A 16,514-nucleotide genomic window follows, 5' to 3' on the forward strand; every position below is an offset into this window, starting at 1 on the left:
GCGTGGGAGCCGCATCTCAATCCATCCGGATGTTGGCGGTCTTCACGACCTTGCCCCACTTCTCGATCTCGCCGCGCAGCATCTGCGCGAACTTCTCGGGCGTGGTGGGCATGGCCTCGGCGCCGGCGTCGTACAGGCGCTGCTTGACGTCGGGCTGGGTCATGACCTTTTGCAGGTCGGCGCTGATCTTGGCCACGATCTCGGGCGGCGTGCCCTTGGGCGCCACGAGGCCGGCCCAGGAGTAGGCCTCGTAGCCGGGCACGCCGGCTTCGGCGATGGTCGGCAGCTCGGGCAGCAGGGCCGAGCGCTGGGCGCTGGCCACGCCCAGCGCGCGCACCTTGCCCGCGCGGATCTGCGGCAGCGCGGTCGGCGCGTCGGCGAACATGAGCTGCACCTGGCCGCCCAGCAGGTCGGTCATGGCCGGTGCGCTGCCCTTGTAGGGGATGTGCTGCAGCTGCACGCCGGCCTGCATGTTGAACAGCTCGCCGGCCAGGTGCGTGCCGCCGCCGTTGCCCGAGGAGCTGAAGGCGATCTTGCCGGGCTCCTTCTTGGCCAGCGCCACGAGTTCGGCCACGTTCTTCGCCGGCAGAGAAGGGTGGGCCACCAGGATGATGGGGAACATCGCGCCGAAGCTCACGGGCACGAAGTCCTTCTCGATGTCGTAGGTGAGGCCGGGCTTGAGCGCGGGCAGCACCGAGTGGTGGATCGCGCAGACGAACAGGTTGTAGCCGTCCGCCGGCTGCTTGGCCGCAATCTCGGCACCGACGATGCCGCCAGCCCCGGCGCGGTTGTCGACGATGCCGGGGTGGCCCCAGAGCTCGCCGAGCTTTTGCGCCATGGCGCGGGCCGTCACATCGACCGGGCCGCCGGCCGGGAAGGGCACGGTGAACTTGACGGGGCGGGTCGGGTAGCCGCTCGGATTGCCGGTTTGCGCGAAGGCCGGCAGCGTGCCGAGCGCGGCCGTGGCCAGCACGAGCTGGCGGCGGGTGGGGTGGGCCATGGGTGTCTCCTCCGTTGGGTATGTCAGGTGGTCAGCAGCGCGCGGCCGGCGTCGAGCACGGTCACGCTGCGCTCCACGGCGATGGCGCGGAACGCAACCTCGCCCGGCGCGGCGCCGCGGTACATCTCGAAGCGCAGCGTCTCGCCCGGGTAGACCGGCGAGGAGAAGCGCGCGAACAGGCTCTTGAGCGCCCCGGGATTGCCGCCGCCCCAGGCCGTCAGCAACGCGCGGCCGGCGATGCCATAGGTGCACAGGCCGTGCAGGATGGGCCGCGCGAAGCCCGCCGCCTGGGCCGTGGCCGGGTCCGAGTGCAGGGGGTTGCGGTCGGCGCAGAGCCGGTACAGCAGCGCCTGTTGCGGCAAGGTGCGGATCTCCAGCACCTGGTCGGGCGTGCCGGCGGGCGGCTTGGGCGGGGCGGGCGGCGCGCTGTCGGTCTTGCCGCCGTTGGCCGAGAAGCCGCCGTTTCCGCGCGCGAAGGTGGTGTGGCGCACGGTGGCCAGCAACTGGCCGGTGGCGACGTCGTGCAGTTCCTTGTCGTAGGTCACGGTGGCGCCGCGGCCTTCGCCCTTGTCGACGATGGACACCACGCGGTGTTCGGCGCGCACCGTGCCGGCGGCCGGCAGCGGCGCGTGCAGCGTGATCTCTTCCTCGCCGTGCACGATCTTGGTGAAGTCGATGCCGGTGGCCGGGTCCTGCATCCACGAACCGGGGAAGCCCAGCACCACGGCCATGGTGGGCAGTGCCAGCGGCTGGCCGTTCAGCGTGTCGTTGACGAACTGCAGCTGCAGCGGGTCCATCGGGTCTTCGCCCAGGCCCAGCGCGAGCGCGTAGCGCATGCTGTCGTCCGCGGTGTAGCGGTGCTCGATGGACGGGAAGGCCCAGTTCTTGAGGGTGTCGTAGTCGATCATGTCGGTTCAGTCTGTTGCGTGACTTGCGTTTGCAAATCACGCCGTCGGCTCGCGGGCCACGGTTCGAAAGGGCGCGGAGCAGGCCATGCCAGCAGACGCCGCGGAACTGGCTCTGCCAGGCCGCTGGCGGCGCCCCTGGAAGGGGATGGGATGGCTACACGAAGTGAGCCAGCCAAACGGGGTGCTCATTCGATCGTGGCGCCCGAGACCTGGACCACCTTGGCCCATTTGTCGATCTCGGCATGGATGAAGCCCGCGAAGGCCTCGGGTGGGGTCCAGGCGCCGGCGAAGCCCTGCGCCTCGAAGCGCTCGCGCACCTCGGGTTGCTCCATGGCAGTGCGCAGCTCGGCGCTGAGCTTGGCGACGATCTCGCGCGGCGTGTTGGCTGGCGCCAGCAACCCGTTCCAGGCGATGGCCTCGAAGCCGGGCAGGCTCTCTGCCACGGTGGGCAAGTCCGGCGCGGCTGGCGAGCGCTGGGCGCTCGTGACCGCGATGGCGCGCAGCTTGCCGCCCTTCACGTGCGGCATGGCCGACAGCATGGTGTCGAACATCAACTGGGTCTGGCCGCCCATGGTGTCCGTCAGGGCCGGGGCGCTGCCCTTGTAGGGCACGTGTCGGATCTTCGTGCCGGCCGTGGCGTTGAAGAGCTCGCCGGCCAGGTGCGTGGACTGGCCATTGCCCGAGGAGGCGAAGTTCAGCTCGCCGGGCTTGGCCTTGGCCAGGTTGATCAACTCACCCACTGTCTTCACTGGCAAGGCGGGGTTGACCACGATCACCAGGGGGCCGGCCGTCAACTGCGTGATCGGCGCGAAGTCCTTGCCGAACTGGTAGCTCAGGTTCTTGAACAACGAGGGGTTGATCGCATGCGCCGTGGTCGCCACGAGCAGCGTGTAGCCGTCGGGCGCCGCGCGGGCCACGGCGGCCGCACCCGTGTTGCCGCCGGCACCGGGCAGGTTCTCGACGACGAAGGCCTGGCCGGTCTGCGTCTGCAGGCGCTGGGCGACCACGCGCGCGACGATGTCCGTCGGCCCGCCGGGCGGGTAGGGCACGACGAGCTTGACGGGCTTGCTCGGGTAGGCCTGCGCGAACGCCTGGCCCACCGCCAGTCCGAGGCCCAGTGCGCACAGGGCCGCGGCGAGGCGACGTCGGGTCTTCTGCATGCTTTGTCTCCTTGGTTTCGAGGTGCTCAGGCGGCCGGCGCAAAGCGCAGCAGGCTGCGCCGCTCGTGCGCGAAGGTGCCAGCGCGCACGCGGTCGCCGACGCCGGTGCCGGGCAGCGCATGGCCCACCACGCGCGGGCCCTCGGCCAGCTCGACCAGCACCAGCGTGTAGGGCACGAGCGGGTGGAAGGCGTCCGAGGGCGCGCGGCTGACCACGCTGGCGGCCAGCACAGTGCCCTGGCCGCTGGCCTGCTGCCAGGCCAGGCGCTGGCTGCCGCAGACCGCGCAGGCCAGGCGTGACAGGGTCTGCGGCGCGCCGCAGTCCTCGCAGCATTGGTAGCGCAGCTGGCCCTGGGCCAGGCCTTCGGTGTAGGGGTGCATGTGCATGGTTCAGGTTCGGGACAGGATCAGGCTCACATGGGACGACAGCACGCCGCCGTCGGCGTGCACGAAGGCGCTTTGGGGCACGCGGGCCAGCTGGCGTGCGCCGGCCTGGCCACGCATCTGGCGCACGGCCTCCACCGCGTGGCCCATGCCGCCCGCCACGCCGCAGTGGCCGAACGAAAGCAGGCCGCCATGGGTGTTGAGCGGCAGCGCGCCGCCGGGTGCGAACGTGCCGTCGCGCACGCGCGAGGCGGCCTGGCCGCGCGGCGCGAAGCCGGTTTCCTCCAGCAGCATGGCCAGCGTGATCGTGAAGGAGTCGTAGATGCCCAGGTAGTCGATGTCGGCGTGCGACAGCCCGGCCTCGGCGAAGGCGCGGCCCGCGGCGGCCGAGGCGCCCGTGGCCAGCACGTCGGCGATGGCCGACAGGTGCTGGTGCTGGTGCGCCTGGCCTGCGCCGACGAGGGCGACCGGGGCGCCGGGCCCGGGCTCGGCGGACACCACGAGCGCCATGGCGCCGTCCGAGATCGGGCAGCAGTCCAAGAGGCGCAGCGGCGTGGCGATGGGCTTGGACGCAGCCACGTCGGCGGCCGTGACGGGCTCGCGCAGGTGGGCGTCGGGATGGCGCGCAGCGTTGGCACGCATCAGCACCGCAAACTCGGCGAGATCCTGCTGCGTGGTGCCGGTGGTGTGCATGTAGCGCGAGGCCAGCAGCGCGTAGTAGGCCGGCACGGAGGCCCCGTTGGGCACCTCCATCTCGGCGTCGCCGACCTGGGCCAGGGTCTGGATCGCGCTGTCGCGGGCCTGGCCCGAGAGCCGGTTCTCGCCGGCCACGACCAGCACGCGCTTGCAGCGGCCCACGCGCACGAGGTCGCGCGCCAGCATCAGCATGGCTGCGCCCGTGGCGCCACCCAGCGCCATGCCGTGGCCGTATTGCACGGACAGGCCGAAGCGCTCGGCGAACAGCGTGGACAGCATCAGGTGCGGCAGCGTGGTGGCGTAGCCGCAGAGCAGGCCATCGATGTCGCTGCGTTGCAGCTGGGCGTCGGCCAGGGCCTGGTTGGCGGCCTGGGCCATGAGTTCGATCGGGCCCTGGCCCTCCAGGCGGCCGAAGGCGGTGTTGCCGACGCCGGCGATGTGTGCAGTGTTCATGGGTTGGCGTGGAGAAGGTTCTGGCACAGCGCGGCCTCGCGCTGCAGGCCGGCTGCGAGTTCGGCCTCGCGCTCGGTGATGCGTTCGTTGAGCGCGGCGATGCTGAGCGCGGCCACGGGCCGGCCGTCGGCACCGAGGATGGGCGCGGCGATGCCGCCCATGCGTTCGACCACCACGTCCAGCAGCACCGCGAAGCCGCGTGCGCGCGCCTCGGTGCAGCGCTCGACCAGCAGCGCGCGGGTGATGCGCGGGTAGCGGCCCTCGCGTGCCAGCTGGGCGGCCACCACGTCGAGCGCGGCCTCCTGCTCGCGCGGGGGCAGCCAGGCCAGCAGCGCGAGGCTGCCGGCGCCCACGCCGAGCAGGCGGCGGCTGCCGACCTCCAGGTAGTTGGCGCGGATCGGGTAGCGGCCCAGTTCCAGGTCCAGGCACAGCGATTCGGTGCCGCTGGGCACGGACAGGATGGCCGTGTCCTCGAACTGGCCAGCCAGCCGCAGCAGGCTGGGCCGGGCCAGCGCGCGCGGGTCGAACTGCGTGAGCGCGGCGGCACCGGCCCGTTGCAGCTCGGGTCCGCCGCGGTAGAGCTTGGAGGTCTCGTCGCGACGCACGAAGCCTTCGCGCACGAGCATCTCGGCCAGGCGCAGCACGGTGGCCTTGTCCAGGTTGGTGGCCTGGGCGATGTCGGTCAGGCGCAGTGCGCCGCCTGTGGCGAGCGCGCGCAGGATGCGGCAGGCCTTGGCGACCGAAGAGGGCGCCTCGAGGGTTTCAGATGGGGCCAGGACGGCCGATTCAGATTTCATGGAGCGAAAGCCTAGTGGCGGTGCGCATCCTAGGCTTTCGTCGATTCAAAGGAATCTAGGGTTTTCTCTGGTTTTGTAGAGTGAAATCAATCGAACGCGCCGTTGGCCGAGATCCGGAAGGTGCGGCCCGCCCTGGTGGTGCCCGAGACCGAAGAGCCGCCCTGGAACTATTCGCTGACCCAGGTCGGCGTGCCGCTCCATGGCAGCAGCCGGTACTTGCGGAGGTCCTTGTCGAACAGGTTGAAGATGTTGGCGTTGAAGCTCACGCGCTCGTCGAGCTGGTCGCTGCCGCCCCAGGTGGAACAGTTCGCAGGCCTGGAGGTCACCGACGGCCCGGTAGGTCGCTGGGTTGTTGCCGGTCCGCCTGGCCGGGTCGCCCGAGAAGCGCGGGTTCTGCCACGGTACTCGCCGCGCAGCCACAGGAACGTTCTGCGCAGCGGGCAGGCGCAGTTGCGGGACGGGTGCAGCGACGGGTCGAATCCAAGGTTGTTGTTCGCGCGAATGTCGGCATCTGCCCCGCTGGCGGGCGCTGGCTAAAATCCCGCGCCGATTCCAGCAAAGTTTCCGAAGGCCTGCGTGCGCGCAGCCTCCTGACCGCGCGCCGGGACGCCGGGTGCCGCGTGGTGCGGACCGACCTTCGAGACCTCCTTTCGTAACCGATCGCCCCCATGAGCTCCAACGCCAAGCCGCCCGCCACCGTCGCTGAGATCCGCAAGTCCTTCCTGGACTTCTTCGCGTCCAAGGGCCACACCGTCGTCGCGTCCAGCCCGCTGGTGCCGGGCAACGACCCTACGCTGATGTTCACGAACTCCGGCATGGTGCAGTTCAAGGACGTGTTCCTGGGCAGCGACAAGCGCAACTATGTGCGCGCGGCCTCGGTGCAGGCCTGCCTGCGCGCGGGCGGCAAGCACAACGACCTGGAGAACGTGGGCTACACGGCGCGCCACCACACCTTCTTCGAGATGCTGGGCAACTGGAGCTTCGGCGACTACTTCAAGCGCGAGTCGCTCAAGTGGGGCTGGGAGCTGCTGACGCAGGTTTACAAGCTGCCGCCTGAGAAGCTCCTGGCCACCGTCTACATCGACGACGACGAGGCCTACGACATCTGGCACAAGGAGATCGGCCTGCCGGCCGAGCGCATCGTGCGCATCGGTGACAACAAGGGCGGCAAGTACAAGAGCGACAACTTCTGGATGATGGCCGACACCGGCCCCTGCGGCCCCTGCTCGGAGATCTTCTACGACCACGGCGCGCACATCCCCGGCGGCCCCCCGGGCAGCCCCGAGGAAGACGGCGACCGCTTCATCGAGATCTGGAACCACGTGTTCATGCAGTTCGACATGCAGGAAGACGGCAGCCTGGTGAAGCTGCCCGCCCCCTGCGTGGACACCGGCATGGGCCTGGAGCGCCTGGCCGCGATCCTGCAGCACGTGCACAGCAACTACGAGATCGACATCTTCGACCGGCTGATCAAGGCCGCGGCGCAGGCCACCGGCTGCGAAGACCTGGCCAACCCCTCGCTCAAGGTCATCGCCGACCACGTGCGTGCCACGTCCTTCCTGGTCAGCGACGGCGTGATCCCGAGCAACGAAGGCCGCGGCTACGTGCAGCGCCGCATCATCCGCCGCGCCATCCGCCACGGCTACAAGCTGGGCAAGAAGACGCCGTTCTTCCACAAGCTGGTGCCCGAACTCGTGGCGCTGATGGGCGATGCCTATCCCAACCTCAAGGCCTCGGAGCAGCGCATCGTCGACGTGCTCAAGGCCGAGGAAGAGCGCTTTTTCGAGACGCTGGAAAACGGCATGGAGATCCTGGACGCAGCCCTGGCCGACGGCGCCAAGGTGCTGCCGGGCGAGGTCGCGTTCAAGCTGCACGACACCTTCGGCTTCCCGCTGGACCTCTCCAACGACGTGGCACGCGAGCGCGGCGTGACGGTGGACGAGGCCGGTTTCGCGGCCGCGATGGAGAAGCAGAAGGCCGCCGGCCGCGCCGCCGGCAAATTCAAGATGGACCGTGCGCTGGAGTACGGCGGCGCCGGCAACGTCTTCACGGGCTACGAGCACCTGGAAGCAGCGGCCAAGGTCGTGGCGCTGTACCACGAGGGCACCTCTGTGCAGCAACTGGCCGAGGGGCAGAGCGGCATCGTGGTGCTGGACACCACGCCCTTCTATTCGGAAAGCGGCGGCCAGGTTGGCGACAGCGGCATCCTCGCAGCCGAGGGTGTGCAGTTCGGCGTGGAAGACACGCAGAAGATCAAGGCCGACGTGTTCGGCCACCACGGCGTGTTGACGCAGGGCGTGCTCAAGGTCGGCGATGCGGTCAAGGCCCAGGTCGACGTGGCGCGCCGCCAGGCCACCATGCGCAACCACAGCGTCACCCACCTGATGCACAAGGCGCTGCGCGAAGTGCTGGGCGACCATGTGCAGCAAAAGGGTTCGCTGGTCGACGCCGACAAGACGCGCTTCGACTTCACGCACAACGCGCCCATCACCGATGCCCAGGTCACCGAGATCGAGAAGCGCGTGAACGCCGAGATCCTGGCCAACGCCGAGACGCTGGCCCGCGTGATGGACATCGAGGCCGCCAAGGCCACGGGCGCCATGATGCTGTTCGGCGAGAAGTACGGCGACAGCGTGCGCGTGCTGGACATCGGCAGCAGCCGCGAGCTGTGCGGCGGCACCCACGTGGGCCGCACGGGCGACATCGGCCTGTTCAAGATCGTCTCCGAGAGCGGTGTCGCCGCCGGCATCCGCCGCGTCGAGGCCATCACGGGCGAGAACGCGCTGGCCTACCTGCAGCAGCTCGAATCCAGCGTGCACCAGGCCGCCGCCAGCCTCAAGGTGCCCGTGGCCGAGCTGCAGACCCGCATCGCGCAGACGCTGGAGCAGATCCGCGCGCTCGACAAGGAAGTCGCCGCGCTCAAGGGTAAGCTGGCGTCCAGCCAGGGCGACGAACTCATGGCCCAGGCCATCGACGTCAAGGGCCTGAAGGTGCTGGCCGCGCGCCTGGACGGCGCCGACGTGAAGACCCTGCGCGAGGCCATGGACAAGCTCAAGGACAAGCTCAAGACCGGCGCCATCGTGCTCGCCGTGGTCGATGGCGCCAAGGTGCAGCTGGCCGCCGGCGTGACGGCCGACAGCGTGGGCAAGCTCAAGGCCGGCGATCTCGTCAACTTCGTGGCCCAGCAGGTCGGCGGCAAGGGCGGCGGCAAGCCGGACCTGGCCATGGCCGGCGGCACCGACGCGAGCGGCCTGGCCAAGGCGCTGGCCTCGGTGCAGGGCTGGGTGGCCGAGCGGGTGTAAGCCGTCTGCTGCAGGGTGCCGTCCTGCGGCACCTTCGTGCGGCACGCTTCGCCGGCCAGGGCCCCAGGCAGGGAAGGGCGCCGACGCTGAGTGATGAAGCGGCGCCCAGGCCGCATGCCTACGCCGTCGGCGATCCCGCACGCGGGCGCCTGGCGGCCTTGGCGGGGGCGGGCTGCGCGCCTGCCGCCACCAGATCCGCCGTCACCAGCACGCCCTGCGAGATGATGAAATCCGCCGCGCCCTGGATGTCGCAGCGCAGCGCTTCGACGGCTCCGGCCGCGTCTTTCTCTTTCAGCGCATCCACCAGCCGGTCGTGCTGGTCGTCCGGTTCGCGCTCCCTGACCCTCTCCGTACCGGATCGAAGGTCGTAATTCAGGATCGGCCCGATGCGCAGCCACAGCGATTCGATCATCTGCAACAGCATCGGCATGCCCGCCTGGGCGTAGATCGCGAAGTGCAGCTCCTTGTTGAAGGCGATCAAGCGGTTCTTGTCCGGTCGCTTGGACGCGATCTCGCGTGAAAACCGCTCGTGCAGCGACGCGATGGCCTGGCAGGCGGCCTCGTCCACGCGTGCAGCGGCGCGGGCCGTGGCCAGCCCCTCGAGGTTGATCCGGATGGCGGTGATCTCCTGGAACTGGCTCACGGTCATCAGCGGGACGCGCAGCGCGCGGTTGGACGACAGCTCCAGCGCCTGCTCGGCCACCAGCCGATGCACCGCTTCGCGCACGGGCATCACGCTCACGCCCAGGGCCTGCGCGATGGTCCGCAGCGACAGCTGCTCCCCTGGCATCGCGCGCCCGTAGAGCAGCAGGTCGCGCAGCTGGTTGTAGACGTCGCTGCTCAACGTCTGGCGGGTCAAAGGGGTCACGAGTCCGGCGAAGTCCATCGGAAAAGTATAGGGATGTTCCGCCGTTCACTGTGATCACCCAGCACAGACGGACCGCCAGGCGCGCATGCCGGAAAGCTCGCGAACGCAGCTCTCTATCGGGGTTATCCCTTATAAATATCTGTGATCACAGCTATAAGATCACAACATTGACCTAGTTGGAGAAACCCATGACTGCCGTCCTTTCTGGTCGTAGAACCCTGGTCACCGCCGGTGCCTCCGGTATCGGCTTGGCGATCGCCAATGCACTCCACGAGGCGGGCGCCCAGGTCGTGGTCTGCGACGTGGACGAGGCCGCGCTGGCCCGCGTCCGCAACCTGCGTCCCGCGTGGGGCGTGCTGGCCTGCGATGTGTCCAGGCGCGAGCAGGTCGATGCGCTGTTCGCCGCCGTTTCGCAGCGCTACGGCCAGGCACTGGACGTGCTGGTCAACAACGCGGGCATCGCCGGCCCCACGGCCAGCATCGAGACGCTCGAGCCCGAGGAATGGGACCGCACGGTCGCGGTCAACCTGACCGGCGTGTTCCTGGTCACGCGCCGTGCCGTGCCGCTGCTGAAGGCGGCGCAGGGCGGGGCCATCATCAACATCTCCTCGGCGGCCGGCAAGTTCGGCTTTCCCATGCGCACGCCGTATTCGGCCACCAAGTTCGGCGTCATTGGCATGACGGAAACGCTGGCGATGGAACTGGGCCCCGACCGCATCCGCGTCAACGCCATCCTGCCGGGCGTCGTCGCCGGCGAGCGCCAGGACCGCGTGCTCTCGGCCAAGGCGCTGGCCAACGGCATCGACCTGGACGAGCAGCGTCGGCGCGCCGTCGCGCGCGTGTCGATGCGCACCATGGTCGAGGCCGAGGACATCGCCCAGGCCGCCGTCTTCCTGGCCAGCCCGGCTGGCCGGTTTGTCAGCGGAGAGCGCCTCAGCGTCGGTGGCAACGTCGAGTCGCTCAGCTGAGCGCTTCCCCCCCCTCCATTCCCTCACCGAGAAAGTCCTCCATGGCCATCCGTTCCAAAGCCATCATCACCTGCGCCGTGACCGGTGCGATCCATACGCCCTCGATGTCGCCGCACCTGCCGGTGACCGCCGACGAGATCGCGACCGCCGCGGTCGACGCCGCCAAGGCCGGCGCAGCCATTCTGCATCTGCACGCCCGCGACCCCAAGGATGGCCGCCCATCGCAGGATCCGGAACTCTTTCGCCCCTTCCTGTCGGCGATCAAGGCGGCCACCAACGCGGTGATCAACATCACCACCGGCGGCAGTCCGCACATGTCGGTCGAGGAGCGCATGCGGCCGGCCACCACGTTCAAGCCGGAACTGGCGTCGCTGAACATGGGGTCGATGAACTTCGGCCTGTTCCCGATGCTGGATCGGTTCAAGGAGTTCAAGCACCCGTGGGAGCGCGAGAACCTGGAGAACAGCCGCGATCTGGTGTTCAAGAACACGTTCCAGGACATCGAGAACATCCTGAAGCTGGGCAAGGTCAACGGCACGCGCTTCGAGTTCGAGTGCTATGACATCAGCCACCTGAACAACCTCAGGCACTTCCTGGACCGCGGCCTGGTGCAGGCGCCGCTGTTCGTGCAGTCCGTCTTCGGCATCCTGGGCGGCATCGGCGGCGACCCGGAGGATCTGATGCACATGCACCGGACTGCGGCGCGCCTGTTCGGCGACCAATTCCGCTGGTCCATCCTCGGCGCGGGGCGCAGCCAGATCCCCTTGGCGACCATGGGCGCGGCCATGGGGGCCAACGTGCGCGTCGGCCTGGAGGATTCGCTGTGGATCGGGCCGGGCCGTCTCGCCGCTTCCAGTGCGGAACAGGTGGCGCGCATCCGCGTGATCCTGGAGGCGCTGAACATCGATGTCGCAACGCCCGACGAGGCTCGCGAAATCCTCCAGCTCAAGGGCGCGCAGAACGTGGCGTTCTAGGGCTTTGCGGCCTGCGCGATGCCGCACCAGGACGGCGTCACGCGGGCCCACCATCCGCATCTGGCGGCCACCTGACCGGATGCACAACAGGAGACTCGGATCATGTCGTCAACTCTCTCGCAGAACATTCGCGCCGTGCCGGCGGAGGAGCAGAAAGCGCTGACCTCGCTGCTGTTTCGCAAGCTCATGCCCTTGCTCGTGCTGGCCTACATCATCAGCTTCCTCGACCGCACCAACATCGCCCTGGCGAAGAGTCACATGGTGGTGGACATCGGCATCTCCGCCGCGGCCTACGGGCTCGGTGCCGGGCTGTTCTTCCTCAGCTATGCGGCGCTCGAGATTCCGAGCAACCTGATCATGCACCGGGTCGGCGCGCGTCTGTGGATCACGCGCATCATGGTCACCTGGGGGCTGCTCTCGGCGGGCATGGCCTTCGTCACCGGCGAGACCTCGTTCTACGTGATGCGCCTGCTGCTGGGCGCAGCCGAGGCCGGGCTGTTCCCGGGCGTGATGCTCTACCTGACCTACTGGTTCGGCCGCAAGGAGCGGGCGCGGGCGATCGGCTTGTTCCTGCTCGGCGTGTGCGTGGCCAACATTGTCAGCGGCCCGCTCGCGGGCGCCTTGCTGGAGATGGATGGGGTGCTGGGCTGGCGCGGCTGGCAGTGGATGTTCGTGCTGGAAGGGCTGCCCGCGACCTTCTTCGCGCTGGTGGTCTGGAAGAAGCTGCCGGACGGCCCGGCGAGCGCGCCCTGGCTGACCAAGGCCCAGGCGCAGCAGATCCAGCGCCAACTCGACGCAGAGCAGGCCGAGCAGTCCGGCCATGTCGGCCACTCGTTCAAGGCAGCCCTGGTCGACCGGCAGATCTGGCTCGCGATCTTCGTCTACTTCTGCCACCAAATCAGCATCTACACGGTGATCTTCTTCCTGCCCGGCATCATCGGCACCTACGGCAAGCTCACGCCGCTGCAGATCGGGCTGCTGAACTCCGTGCCGTGGATCGCGGCATCGATCGGTGCGGCGACCCTGCCCAAGCTGGCGGTCACGCCGCAGAGTTGCCGCAAGATGCTGCTGGGCGGGCTGTTGCTGATGGCGGCGGGCCTGGTCACGGCCGCGGTCGCCGGCCCGGTGGTCGCGCTCGTCGGCTTCAGCATGACGGCGTTCATGTTCTTCGTCGTGCAGTCGGTGGTGTTCCTGTTCCCCGCGTCACGGCTGAGCGGGGCGGCGCTGGCGGGCGGGCTCGCGCTGGTCAACACCTGCGGCCTGATCGGTGGCTTCATCGGACCTTCGGTGATGGGCCTGATCGAGCAATCGACGGGCCGCACCACCAATGGCCTGTTGATCATCGCCGTGCTGCTGGTGGTCGCCGCGCTTGCCAGCACGAGGCTGCGGCAAGGGCAGGAGAAGTCCTGAGTTCAGAGCGCCGCCGAGGCCACCGCCTCGATGGCGTTCACCACCGCCTGCGGCGCATCGCGCTGGATCCGGTGGCCGCTGCCCGGCACGCGGGCCAGCGTGGCGCCGCTGCGGCGCAGCCAATCCTGGCGCAGGTTCTCCAGCATGCCGCGCAGGCCGTCGCCCATGTAGACGGGCGTTTCGGTCGAGGCCAGCAGCACCGTGGGCGCCTTCAGCTGCGGCAGCAGTTCCACCTGTTGCAGGCAGTCGGCCTGGGCGTCGAATTCCTGGGCCATGGCGGAGCTGAACACGGTCTGGCGGGCCAGCTGCAGCAGCGCAGCTGCAGCGGGCTGCGCCTGCTCCAGCGTGGCCTGCAACTGCGGATGCGTGGGGTCCAACAGCACCAGGCCGGCCACGTCCTGCGGGTACATGCGGGCATAGACGTACTGGTAGAGGCCGCCGAGCGAATGCCCGACCAGCACATAGGGCGGCTGCAGCCCCGCCTGGCGCAGCAGCGCGTGCTGCTCCTCGGCGACGCGGCAGGCGCTGCGGGTGCCCGCGCGCCCGGGGCTGGCGCCATAGCCCGGCCGGTCTGGCACCACGGCCTCGTGCTGCGCCGGCAATTGGCGCAACACGGCCGCCCAGGTGGCGTGGTCATCGCCCAGGCCGCTCTGGAACACCACCACGGGGCCCTGGGCCTGCGGTGTCGCGTGGTGCACGAAGGTGATCGGGGCGCCCGCGACCATGGCCACCACGGGGGCCGCTGCCCGGCCGTCCGCTTCCACGCGCGGGGCAGTGCCGGAACAGGCGGCCAGCGCCAGGCCCAGCAGAGCCAGGGTGGTACGGCGCCACGGCAGGAGGCGGTCGGGGATCGGGTTGCGTTGATCGTGCGGCACCCACGAATTTTCCGTGGCGGATGGTGCGGAATGCGGTCGAATTGCCCGAACATCCCGCCAGAGATCCGCACGGCTGCTTGTACGCCGTGAGCGCTTGCTGCAGTGCGACATGGCCGACAATCGCGGCCCATGGACCGCCGCACCCTGCTGCGCTCGCTGGCACCGGTGGCGTGGCTGGCGGCCGGCTCTTCCCACGCCCAGCATGCCGTCACGGACTGGCCCGCCGGCCAGGCTTTGCCCGCCATCGAGGCGCTGGACCTGCAGGGCCGGCCGTGGCGGCTGGCCGATCTGCGCGGCCGGGCCGTGCTGCTGAACTTCTGGGCCAGCTGGTGCGAGCCCTGCCGCGCCGAGATGCCCACGCTGCAGGTGCTGGCCGACCTGTACGGCCCCGAGCAACTGGCTGTGCTGGCGCTCAACTTCAAGGAGGCGCCGGCCACGGTCGCGCGCTTCGTGCAGCGCACCGGCCTGCGTCTGCCGGTGCTGCTGGACCGCGACGGCGCGATCGCGCGGGCCTGCGCCGTCAAGGTGTTTCCCTCCACGCTGCTGATCGCGCCGGACGGCCGCGCGCGCCAGCGGCTGCGCGGCGAGCTGGATTGGACCGGTGCCGAGGCCGAGCGCCTCGTGCAGGGCCTGTTTGCCACGCCGGGCCGATAATGCGCGCCCTTCGCCTTCAGGAAAGCACCGCCATGCCGGCCAGCCGCCGCCAGTTCCTCGCCCATTGCACTGCCGCCGCAGCTGCCACCGCCGCCCCCGTTTTCGCCCAGACGCAGGCCGTGCCGGCAGCCCGCCGTTTCGACCCCCAGCCCCAGGGCTGGCGCAGCTTCGAGGTCACCACGCGCGTGGACCTCGCGCCGTTGCAGGGAGTGACCAAGGTCTGGATCCCGCTGCCCTCGCTCGACACCGGCTGGCAACGCACGCTGACGCACGGGTTTGCGAGCAATGGCCAGGCCCGCCTCACCGAGGATGGCCGCGAAGGTGCGCGCATGCTGGCGGTGGAGTTCGCGCCGGGCCAGGCCCAGCCCTTCGCCGAGGTCACGAGCCGCGTGGCCACGCAGAACCGCGCGGTCGACTGGTCGCGCCGCACGGGCGCCACCGAATCGGCCGACACGCTGCGCTTCTACACGCGTGCCACGGCGCTGCTGCCCACCGACGGCATCGTGCGCGAGACCGCGCTGAAGGCCACGCAGGGCGCCCGCACCGATGCGCAGAAGGCCCGCGCCATCTACGACTGGGTCGTGGCCAACACCTACCGCGAGCCCAAGGTGCGCGGCTGCGGCGAGGGCGACATCGCCACCTTGCTGGAGACGGGCGACCTGGGCGGCAAGTGCGCCGACCTCAACGCGCTGTTCGTGGGCCTGTGCCGCGCCGTCGGCGTGCCGGCGCGCGACGTCTACGGCCTGCGGCTGGCGCCCTCGGCCTTCGGCTACAAGGAGCTCGGCGGCAACCCGGCCAGCCTCAAGGGCGCGCAGCACTGCCGTGCCGAGGTCCATCTGGCCGGTCACGGCTGGGTGGCGATGGACCCGGCCGATGTCGCGAAAGTCATGCGCCTGGAGACACCCGCGTGGATCAAGACCGTGCAGGACCCCGTGGTCGCACCGGTCAACCGCGCCCTGTTCGGCGGCTGGGAAGGCAACTGGATGGCCTACAACACCGCACACGACCTGCAGCTGCCGGGCGCGCGCGGCGAGCCGCTGGGCTTCTTCATGTATCCGATGGCCGAGAACGCCCAGGGCCGGTTCGATCCCTACGCGCCGGACGACTTCAAGTACCAGATCACGGCGCGCGAGACCACCAGCTGAGCCGGCGCTCGCTCTCGAAGCGCCGCCGCTGGCCCGTCACCGGATCGCTGAACGCGATGCCCCGCGCCAGCAGCTGCAGCGGCTGCGCGTGGTCGTCGTCCTCGTCGGGCCCGCGTGTCACCTCGGGGTAGAACGCATCGCCGCGGATCGGGATGCCCAGCGCCGCCATGTGCACGCGCAGCTGGTGGCGCTGGCCCGTGCGCGGCGCGAGCCGGTAACGGCCCCAGCCGCCGGCCTGGTCCACCAGCGCCAGCCGCGTGCTGGCGTTCGGTTCGCCCTCCACCTCGCACTGTCGAAAGAACGGCGTGCCCTGCACGATGCGGCTCTCGCGCGTGCAGGGCAGCGCCAGGCCGGCCCGCAGCGGCGCAACCGCCTCGTAGTCCTTCTCGACCACCCGCTCGCGGAACAGCGCGTGGTAGGCGTCGCGGTCCTGGCGGCGGATGCTGAACAGCACCACGCCGGCCGTCTCGCGGTCGATGCGGTGCAGCGGCTGCAAATCCACCAGCCCCGTCTCGCGTCGCAGACGCGCCAGCAAGGTTTCGTGCAGGTAGCGCCCGCCTGGCGTCACGGCCAGGAAGTGCGGCTTGTCGGCCACCAGCAGGTGCGCGTCCATGGACAGGATGGCGGCCTCGAACGGCACGCGCGGCTCGTCGTGCAGGCTGCGGTAGTACCAGGCCTTGCCGTGCGCACGGTAGGGCGCGTCCGGCGACAGCGGCCGGCCCTGCGCATCCCAGATGTCGCCACCGCGCAGGCGCGCCTGCCACTCGTCGCGCGGCACATGGGGAAAGCGCTCGGTGAAGAAGTCCAGCCAGGTCGCCCAGGGGCCCGCCGGCAGGCCGACGGCGCTGGCCGCCACGCCGCCGCGCAGGGGCAGGGCAGGCGGGGTGGGGGCGGGCATGGCGCGGAATTGTCGCTGAGCTG

At 69.9% G+C, this 16,514-nt stretch carries 16 protein-coding genes; 6 read left to right on the forward strand and 10 right to left on the reverse strand.

The window, feature by feature from the left end; all coding sequences use genetic code 11:
• Positions 1 to 16 precede the first annotated feature (16 nt).
• The 7 genes from ASF45_RS23250 to ASF45_RS35565 all read right to left on the reverse strand — a co-directional run bounded on the left by ASF45_RS23250 (position 17) and on the right by ASF45_RS35565 (position 5,723).
• Positions 17 to 1,000 (reverse strand): tripartite tricarboxylate transporter substrate binding protein, encoded by a 984-nt coding sequence (locus ASF45_RS23250; protein ID WP_056668592.1) that lies wholly within the window; start codon positions 998 to 1,000, stop codon positions 17 to 19.
• A 23-nt stretch (positions 1,001 to 1,023) separates the two neighbouring features.
• Positions 1,024 to 1,908 (reverse strand): MaoC/PaaZ C-terminal domain-containing protein, encoded by an 885-nt coding sequence (locus tag ASF45_RS23255; protein WP_056668595.1) that lies wholly within the window; start codon positions 1,906 to 1,908, stop codon positions 1,024 to 1,026.
• Positions 1,909 to 2,093: 185 nt separating this feature from the next.
• The gene (locus ASF45_RS23260; RefSeq protein ID WP_082551226.1) at positions 2,094 to 3,068 is read right to left on the reverse strand and encodes a tripartite tricarboxylate transporter substrate binding protein; all 975 of its coding nucleotides are present in this window, start codon (positions 3,066 to 3,068) and stop codon (positions 2,094 to 2,096) included.
• A 26-nt stretch (positions 3,069 to 3,094) separates the two neighbouring features.
• Positions 3,095 to 3,454: a Zn-ribbon domain-containing OB-fold protein gene (locus ASF45_RS23265; RefSeq protein WP_056668598.1), complete on the reverse strand. Its 360-nt coding sequence runs from the start codon at positions 3,452 to 3,454 to the stop codon at positions 3,095 to 3,097.
• Between the two features lie 3 nt (positions 3,455 to 3,457).
• Positions 3,458 to 4,600: a thiolase family protein gene (locus ASF45_RS23270; RefSeq protein WP_056668601.1), complete on the reverse strand. Its 1,143-nt coding sequence runs from the start codon at positions 4,598 to 4,600 to the stop codon at positions 3,458 to 3,460.
• Positions 4,597 to 5,397 carry an IclR family transcriptional regulator gene (locus ASF45_RS23275; protein ID WP_063887754.1) on the reverse strand — a complete coding sequence of 267 codons (801 nt, stop codon included), beginning with the start codon at positions 5,395 to 5,397 and terminating at the stop codon, positions 4,597 to 4,599. The genes ASF45_RS23270 and ASF45_RS23275 overlap by 4 nt, the downstream gene beginning before the upstream one ends.
• Positions 5,398 to 5,564: 167 nt before the next feature.
• On the reverse strand, positions 5,565 to 5,723 hold the full coding sequence (locus ASF45_RS35565; protein ID WP_156473152.1) for a hypothetical protein: 159 nt from the start codon (positions 5,721 to 5,723) through the stop codon (positions 5,565 to 5,567).
• A 342-nt stretch (positions 5,724 to 6,065) separates the two neighbouring features.
• Here ASF45_RS35565 and alaS point away from each other — a divergent pair, with 342 nt between their 5' ends.
• Positions 6,066 to 8,699 (forward strand): alanine--tRNA ligase, encoded by a 2,634-nt coding sequence (gene alaS, locus ASF45_RS23280; protein WP_056668604.1) that lies wholly within the window; start codon positions 6,066 to 6,068, stop codon positions 8,697 to 8,699.
• A gap of 118 nt (positions 8,700 to 8,817) precedes the next feature.
• Here alaS and ASF45_RS23285 read toward each other — a convergent pair whose 3' ends face one another.
• Positions 8,818 to 9,585, reverse strand: coding sequence for a GntR family transcriptional regulator (locus ASF45_RS23285; RefSeq protein WP_063887755.1), 768 nt, complete (start codon positions 9,583 to 9,585; stop codon positions 8,818 to 8,820).
• A gap of 170 nt (positions 9,586 to 9,755) precedes the next feature.
• Between ASF45_RS23285 and ASF45_RS23290 the strand changes: the two genes are divergently transcribed.
• The 3 genes from ASF45_RS23290 (at position 9,756) to ASF45_RS23300 (ending at position 12,919) form a co-directional block, all read left to right on the forward strand.
• Positions 9,756 to 10,535: an SDR family oxidoreductase gene (locus ASF45_RS23290; protein WP_056668607.1), complete on the forward strand. Its 780-nt coding sequence runs from the start codon at positions 9,756 to 9,758 to the stop codon at positions 10,533 to 10,535.
• A 41-nt stretch (positions 10,536 to 10,576) separates the two neighbouring features.
• Positions 10,577 to 11,509 carry a 3-keto-5-aminohexanoate cleavage protein gene (locus ASF45_RS23295; RefSeq protein ID WP_056668611.1) on the forward strand — a complete coding sequence of 311 codons (933 nt, stop codon included), beginning with the start codon at positions 10,577 to 10,579 and terminating at the stop codon, positions 11,507 to 11,509.
• 102 nt (positions 11,510 to 11,611) lie between these two features.
• The gene (locus ASF45_RS23300) at positions 11,612 to 12,919 is read left to right on the forward strand and encodes an MFS transporter (RefSeq protein ID WP_056668614.1); all 1,308 of its coding nucleotides are present in this window, start codon (positions 11,612 to 11,614) and stop codon (positions 12,917 to 12,919) included.
• A 2-nt stretch (positions 12,920 to 12,921) separates the two neighbouring features.
• Here the strand turns inward: ASF45_RS23300 and ASF45_RS23305 are convergent, their stop codons facing one another.
• Positions 12,922 to 13,794 carry an alpha/beta fold hydrolase gene (locus tag ASF45_RS23305; protein WP_056668617.1) on the reverse strand — a complete coding sequence of 291 codons (873 nt, stop codon included), beginning with the start codon at positions 13,792 to 13,794 and terminating at the stop codon, positions 12,922 to 12,924.
• Between the two features lie 129 nt (positions 13,795 to 13,923).
• On the opposite strand from ASF45_RS23305, the gene ASF45_RS23310 reads away from it, so the two are divergent.
• A complete protein-coding gene (locus tag ASF45_RS23310; RefSeq protein ID WP_056668620.1) occupies positions 13,924 to 14,448 on the forward strand; it encodes a TlpA disulfide reductase family protein in 525 nt (174 codons plus the stop codon).
• Positions 14,449 to 14,480: 32 nt separating this feature from the next.
• Complete coding sequence (locus ASF45_RS23315) at positions 14,481 to 15,593, forward strand: transglutaminase-like domain-containing protein (protein WP_056668623.1); 1,113 nt, start codon at positions 14,481 to 14,483, stop codon at positions 15,591 to 15,593.
• On the opposite strand, the gene ASF45_RS23320 is transcribed toward ASF45_RS23315, so the two are convergent.
• The gene (locus ASF45_RS23320; protein ID WP_056668625.1) at positions 15,568 to 16,491 is read right to left on the reverse strand and encodes a pseudouridine synthase; all 924 of its coding nucleotides are present in this window, start codon (positions 16,489 to 16,491) and stop codon (positions 15,568 to 15,570) included. The genes ASF45_RS23315 and ASF45_RS23320 overlap by 26 nt on opposite strands.
• Positions 16,492 to 16,514 lie beyond the last annotated feature (23 nt).

Source organism: Pseudorhodoferax sp. Leaf265, assembly GCF_001422365.1.
Classification (GTDB): Bacteria; Pseudomonadota; Gammaproteobacteria; order Burkholderiales; family Burkholderiaceae_C; genus Pseudorhodoferax.

Excerpts from the sequence above, each read along its gene's own strand:
- ASF45_RS23250 (WP_056668592.1), bottom strand. The coding sequence starts at position 1,000 with ATGGCCCACCCCACCCGCCGCCAGCTCGTGCTGGCCACGGCCGCGCTC.
- ASF45_RS23255 (WP_056668595.1), bottom strand. The coding sequence starts at position 1,908 with ATGATCGACTACGACACCCTCAAGAACTGGGCCTTCCCGTCCATCGAG.
- ASF45_RS23260 (WP_082551226.1), bottom strand. The coding sequence starts at position 3,068 with ATGCAGAAGACCCGACGTCGCCTCGCCGCGGCCCTGTGCGCACTGGGC.
- ASF45_RS23265 (WP_056668598.1), bottom strand. The coding sequence starts at position 3,454 with ATGCACATGCACCCCTACACCGAAGGCCTGGCCCAGGGCCAGCTGCGC.
- ASF45_RS23270 (WP_056668601.1), bottom strand. The coding sequence starts at position 4,600 with ATGAACACTGCACACATCGCCGGCGTCGGCAACACCGCCTTCGGCCGC.
- ASF45_RS23275 (WP_063887754.1), bottom strand. The coding sequence starts at position 5,397 with ATGAAATCTGAATCGGCCGTCCTGGCCCCATCTGAAACCCTCGAGGCG.
- alaS (WP_056668604.1), top strand. The coding sequence starts at position 6,066 with ATGAGCTCCAACGCCAAGCCGCCCGCCACCGTCGCTGAGATCCGCAAG.
- ASF45_RS23285 (WP_063887755.1), bottom strand. The coding sequence starts at position 9,585 with ATGGACTTCGCCGGACTCGTGACCCCTTTGACCCGCCAGACGTTGAGC.
- ASF45_RS23290 (WP_056668607.1), top strand. The coding sequence starts at position 9,756 with ATGACTGCCGTCCTTTCTGGTCGTAGAACCCTGGTCACCGCCGGTGCC.
- ASF45_RS23295 (WP_056668611.1), top strand. The coding sequence starts at position 10,577 with ATGGCCATCCGTTCCAAAGCCATCATCACCTGCGCCGTGACCGGTGCG.
- ASF45_RS23300 (WP_056668614.1), top strand. The coding sequence starts at position 11,612 with ATGTCGTCAACTCTCTCGCAGAACATTCGCGCCGTGCCGGCGGAGGAG.
- ASF45_RS23310 (WP_056668620.1), top strand. The coding sequence starts at position 13,924 with ATGGACCGCCGCACCCTGCTGCGCTCGCTGGCACCGGTGGCGTGGCTG.
- ASF45_RS23315 (WP_056668623.1), top strand. The coding sequence starts at position 14,481 with ATGCCGGCCAGCCGCCGCCAGTTCCTCGCCCATTGCACTGCCGCCGCA.
- ASF45_RS23320 (WP_056668625.1), bottom strand. The coding sequence starts at position 16,491 with ATGCCCGCCCCCACCCCGCCTGCCCTGCCCCTGCGCGGCGGCGTGGCG.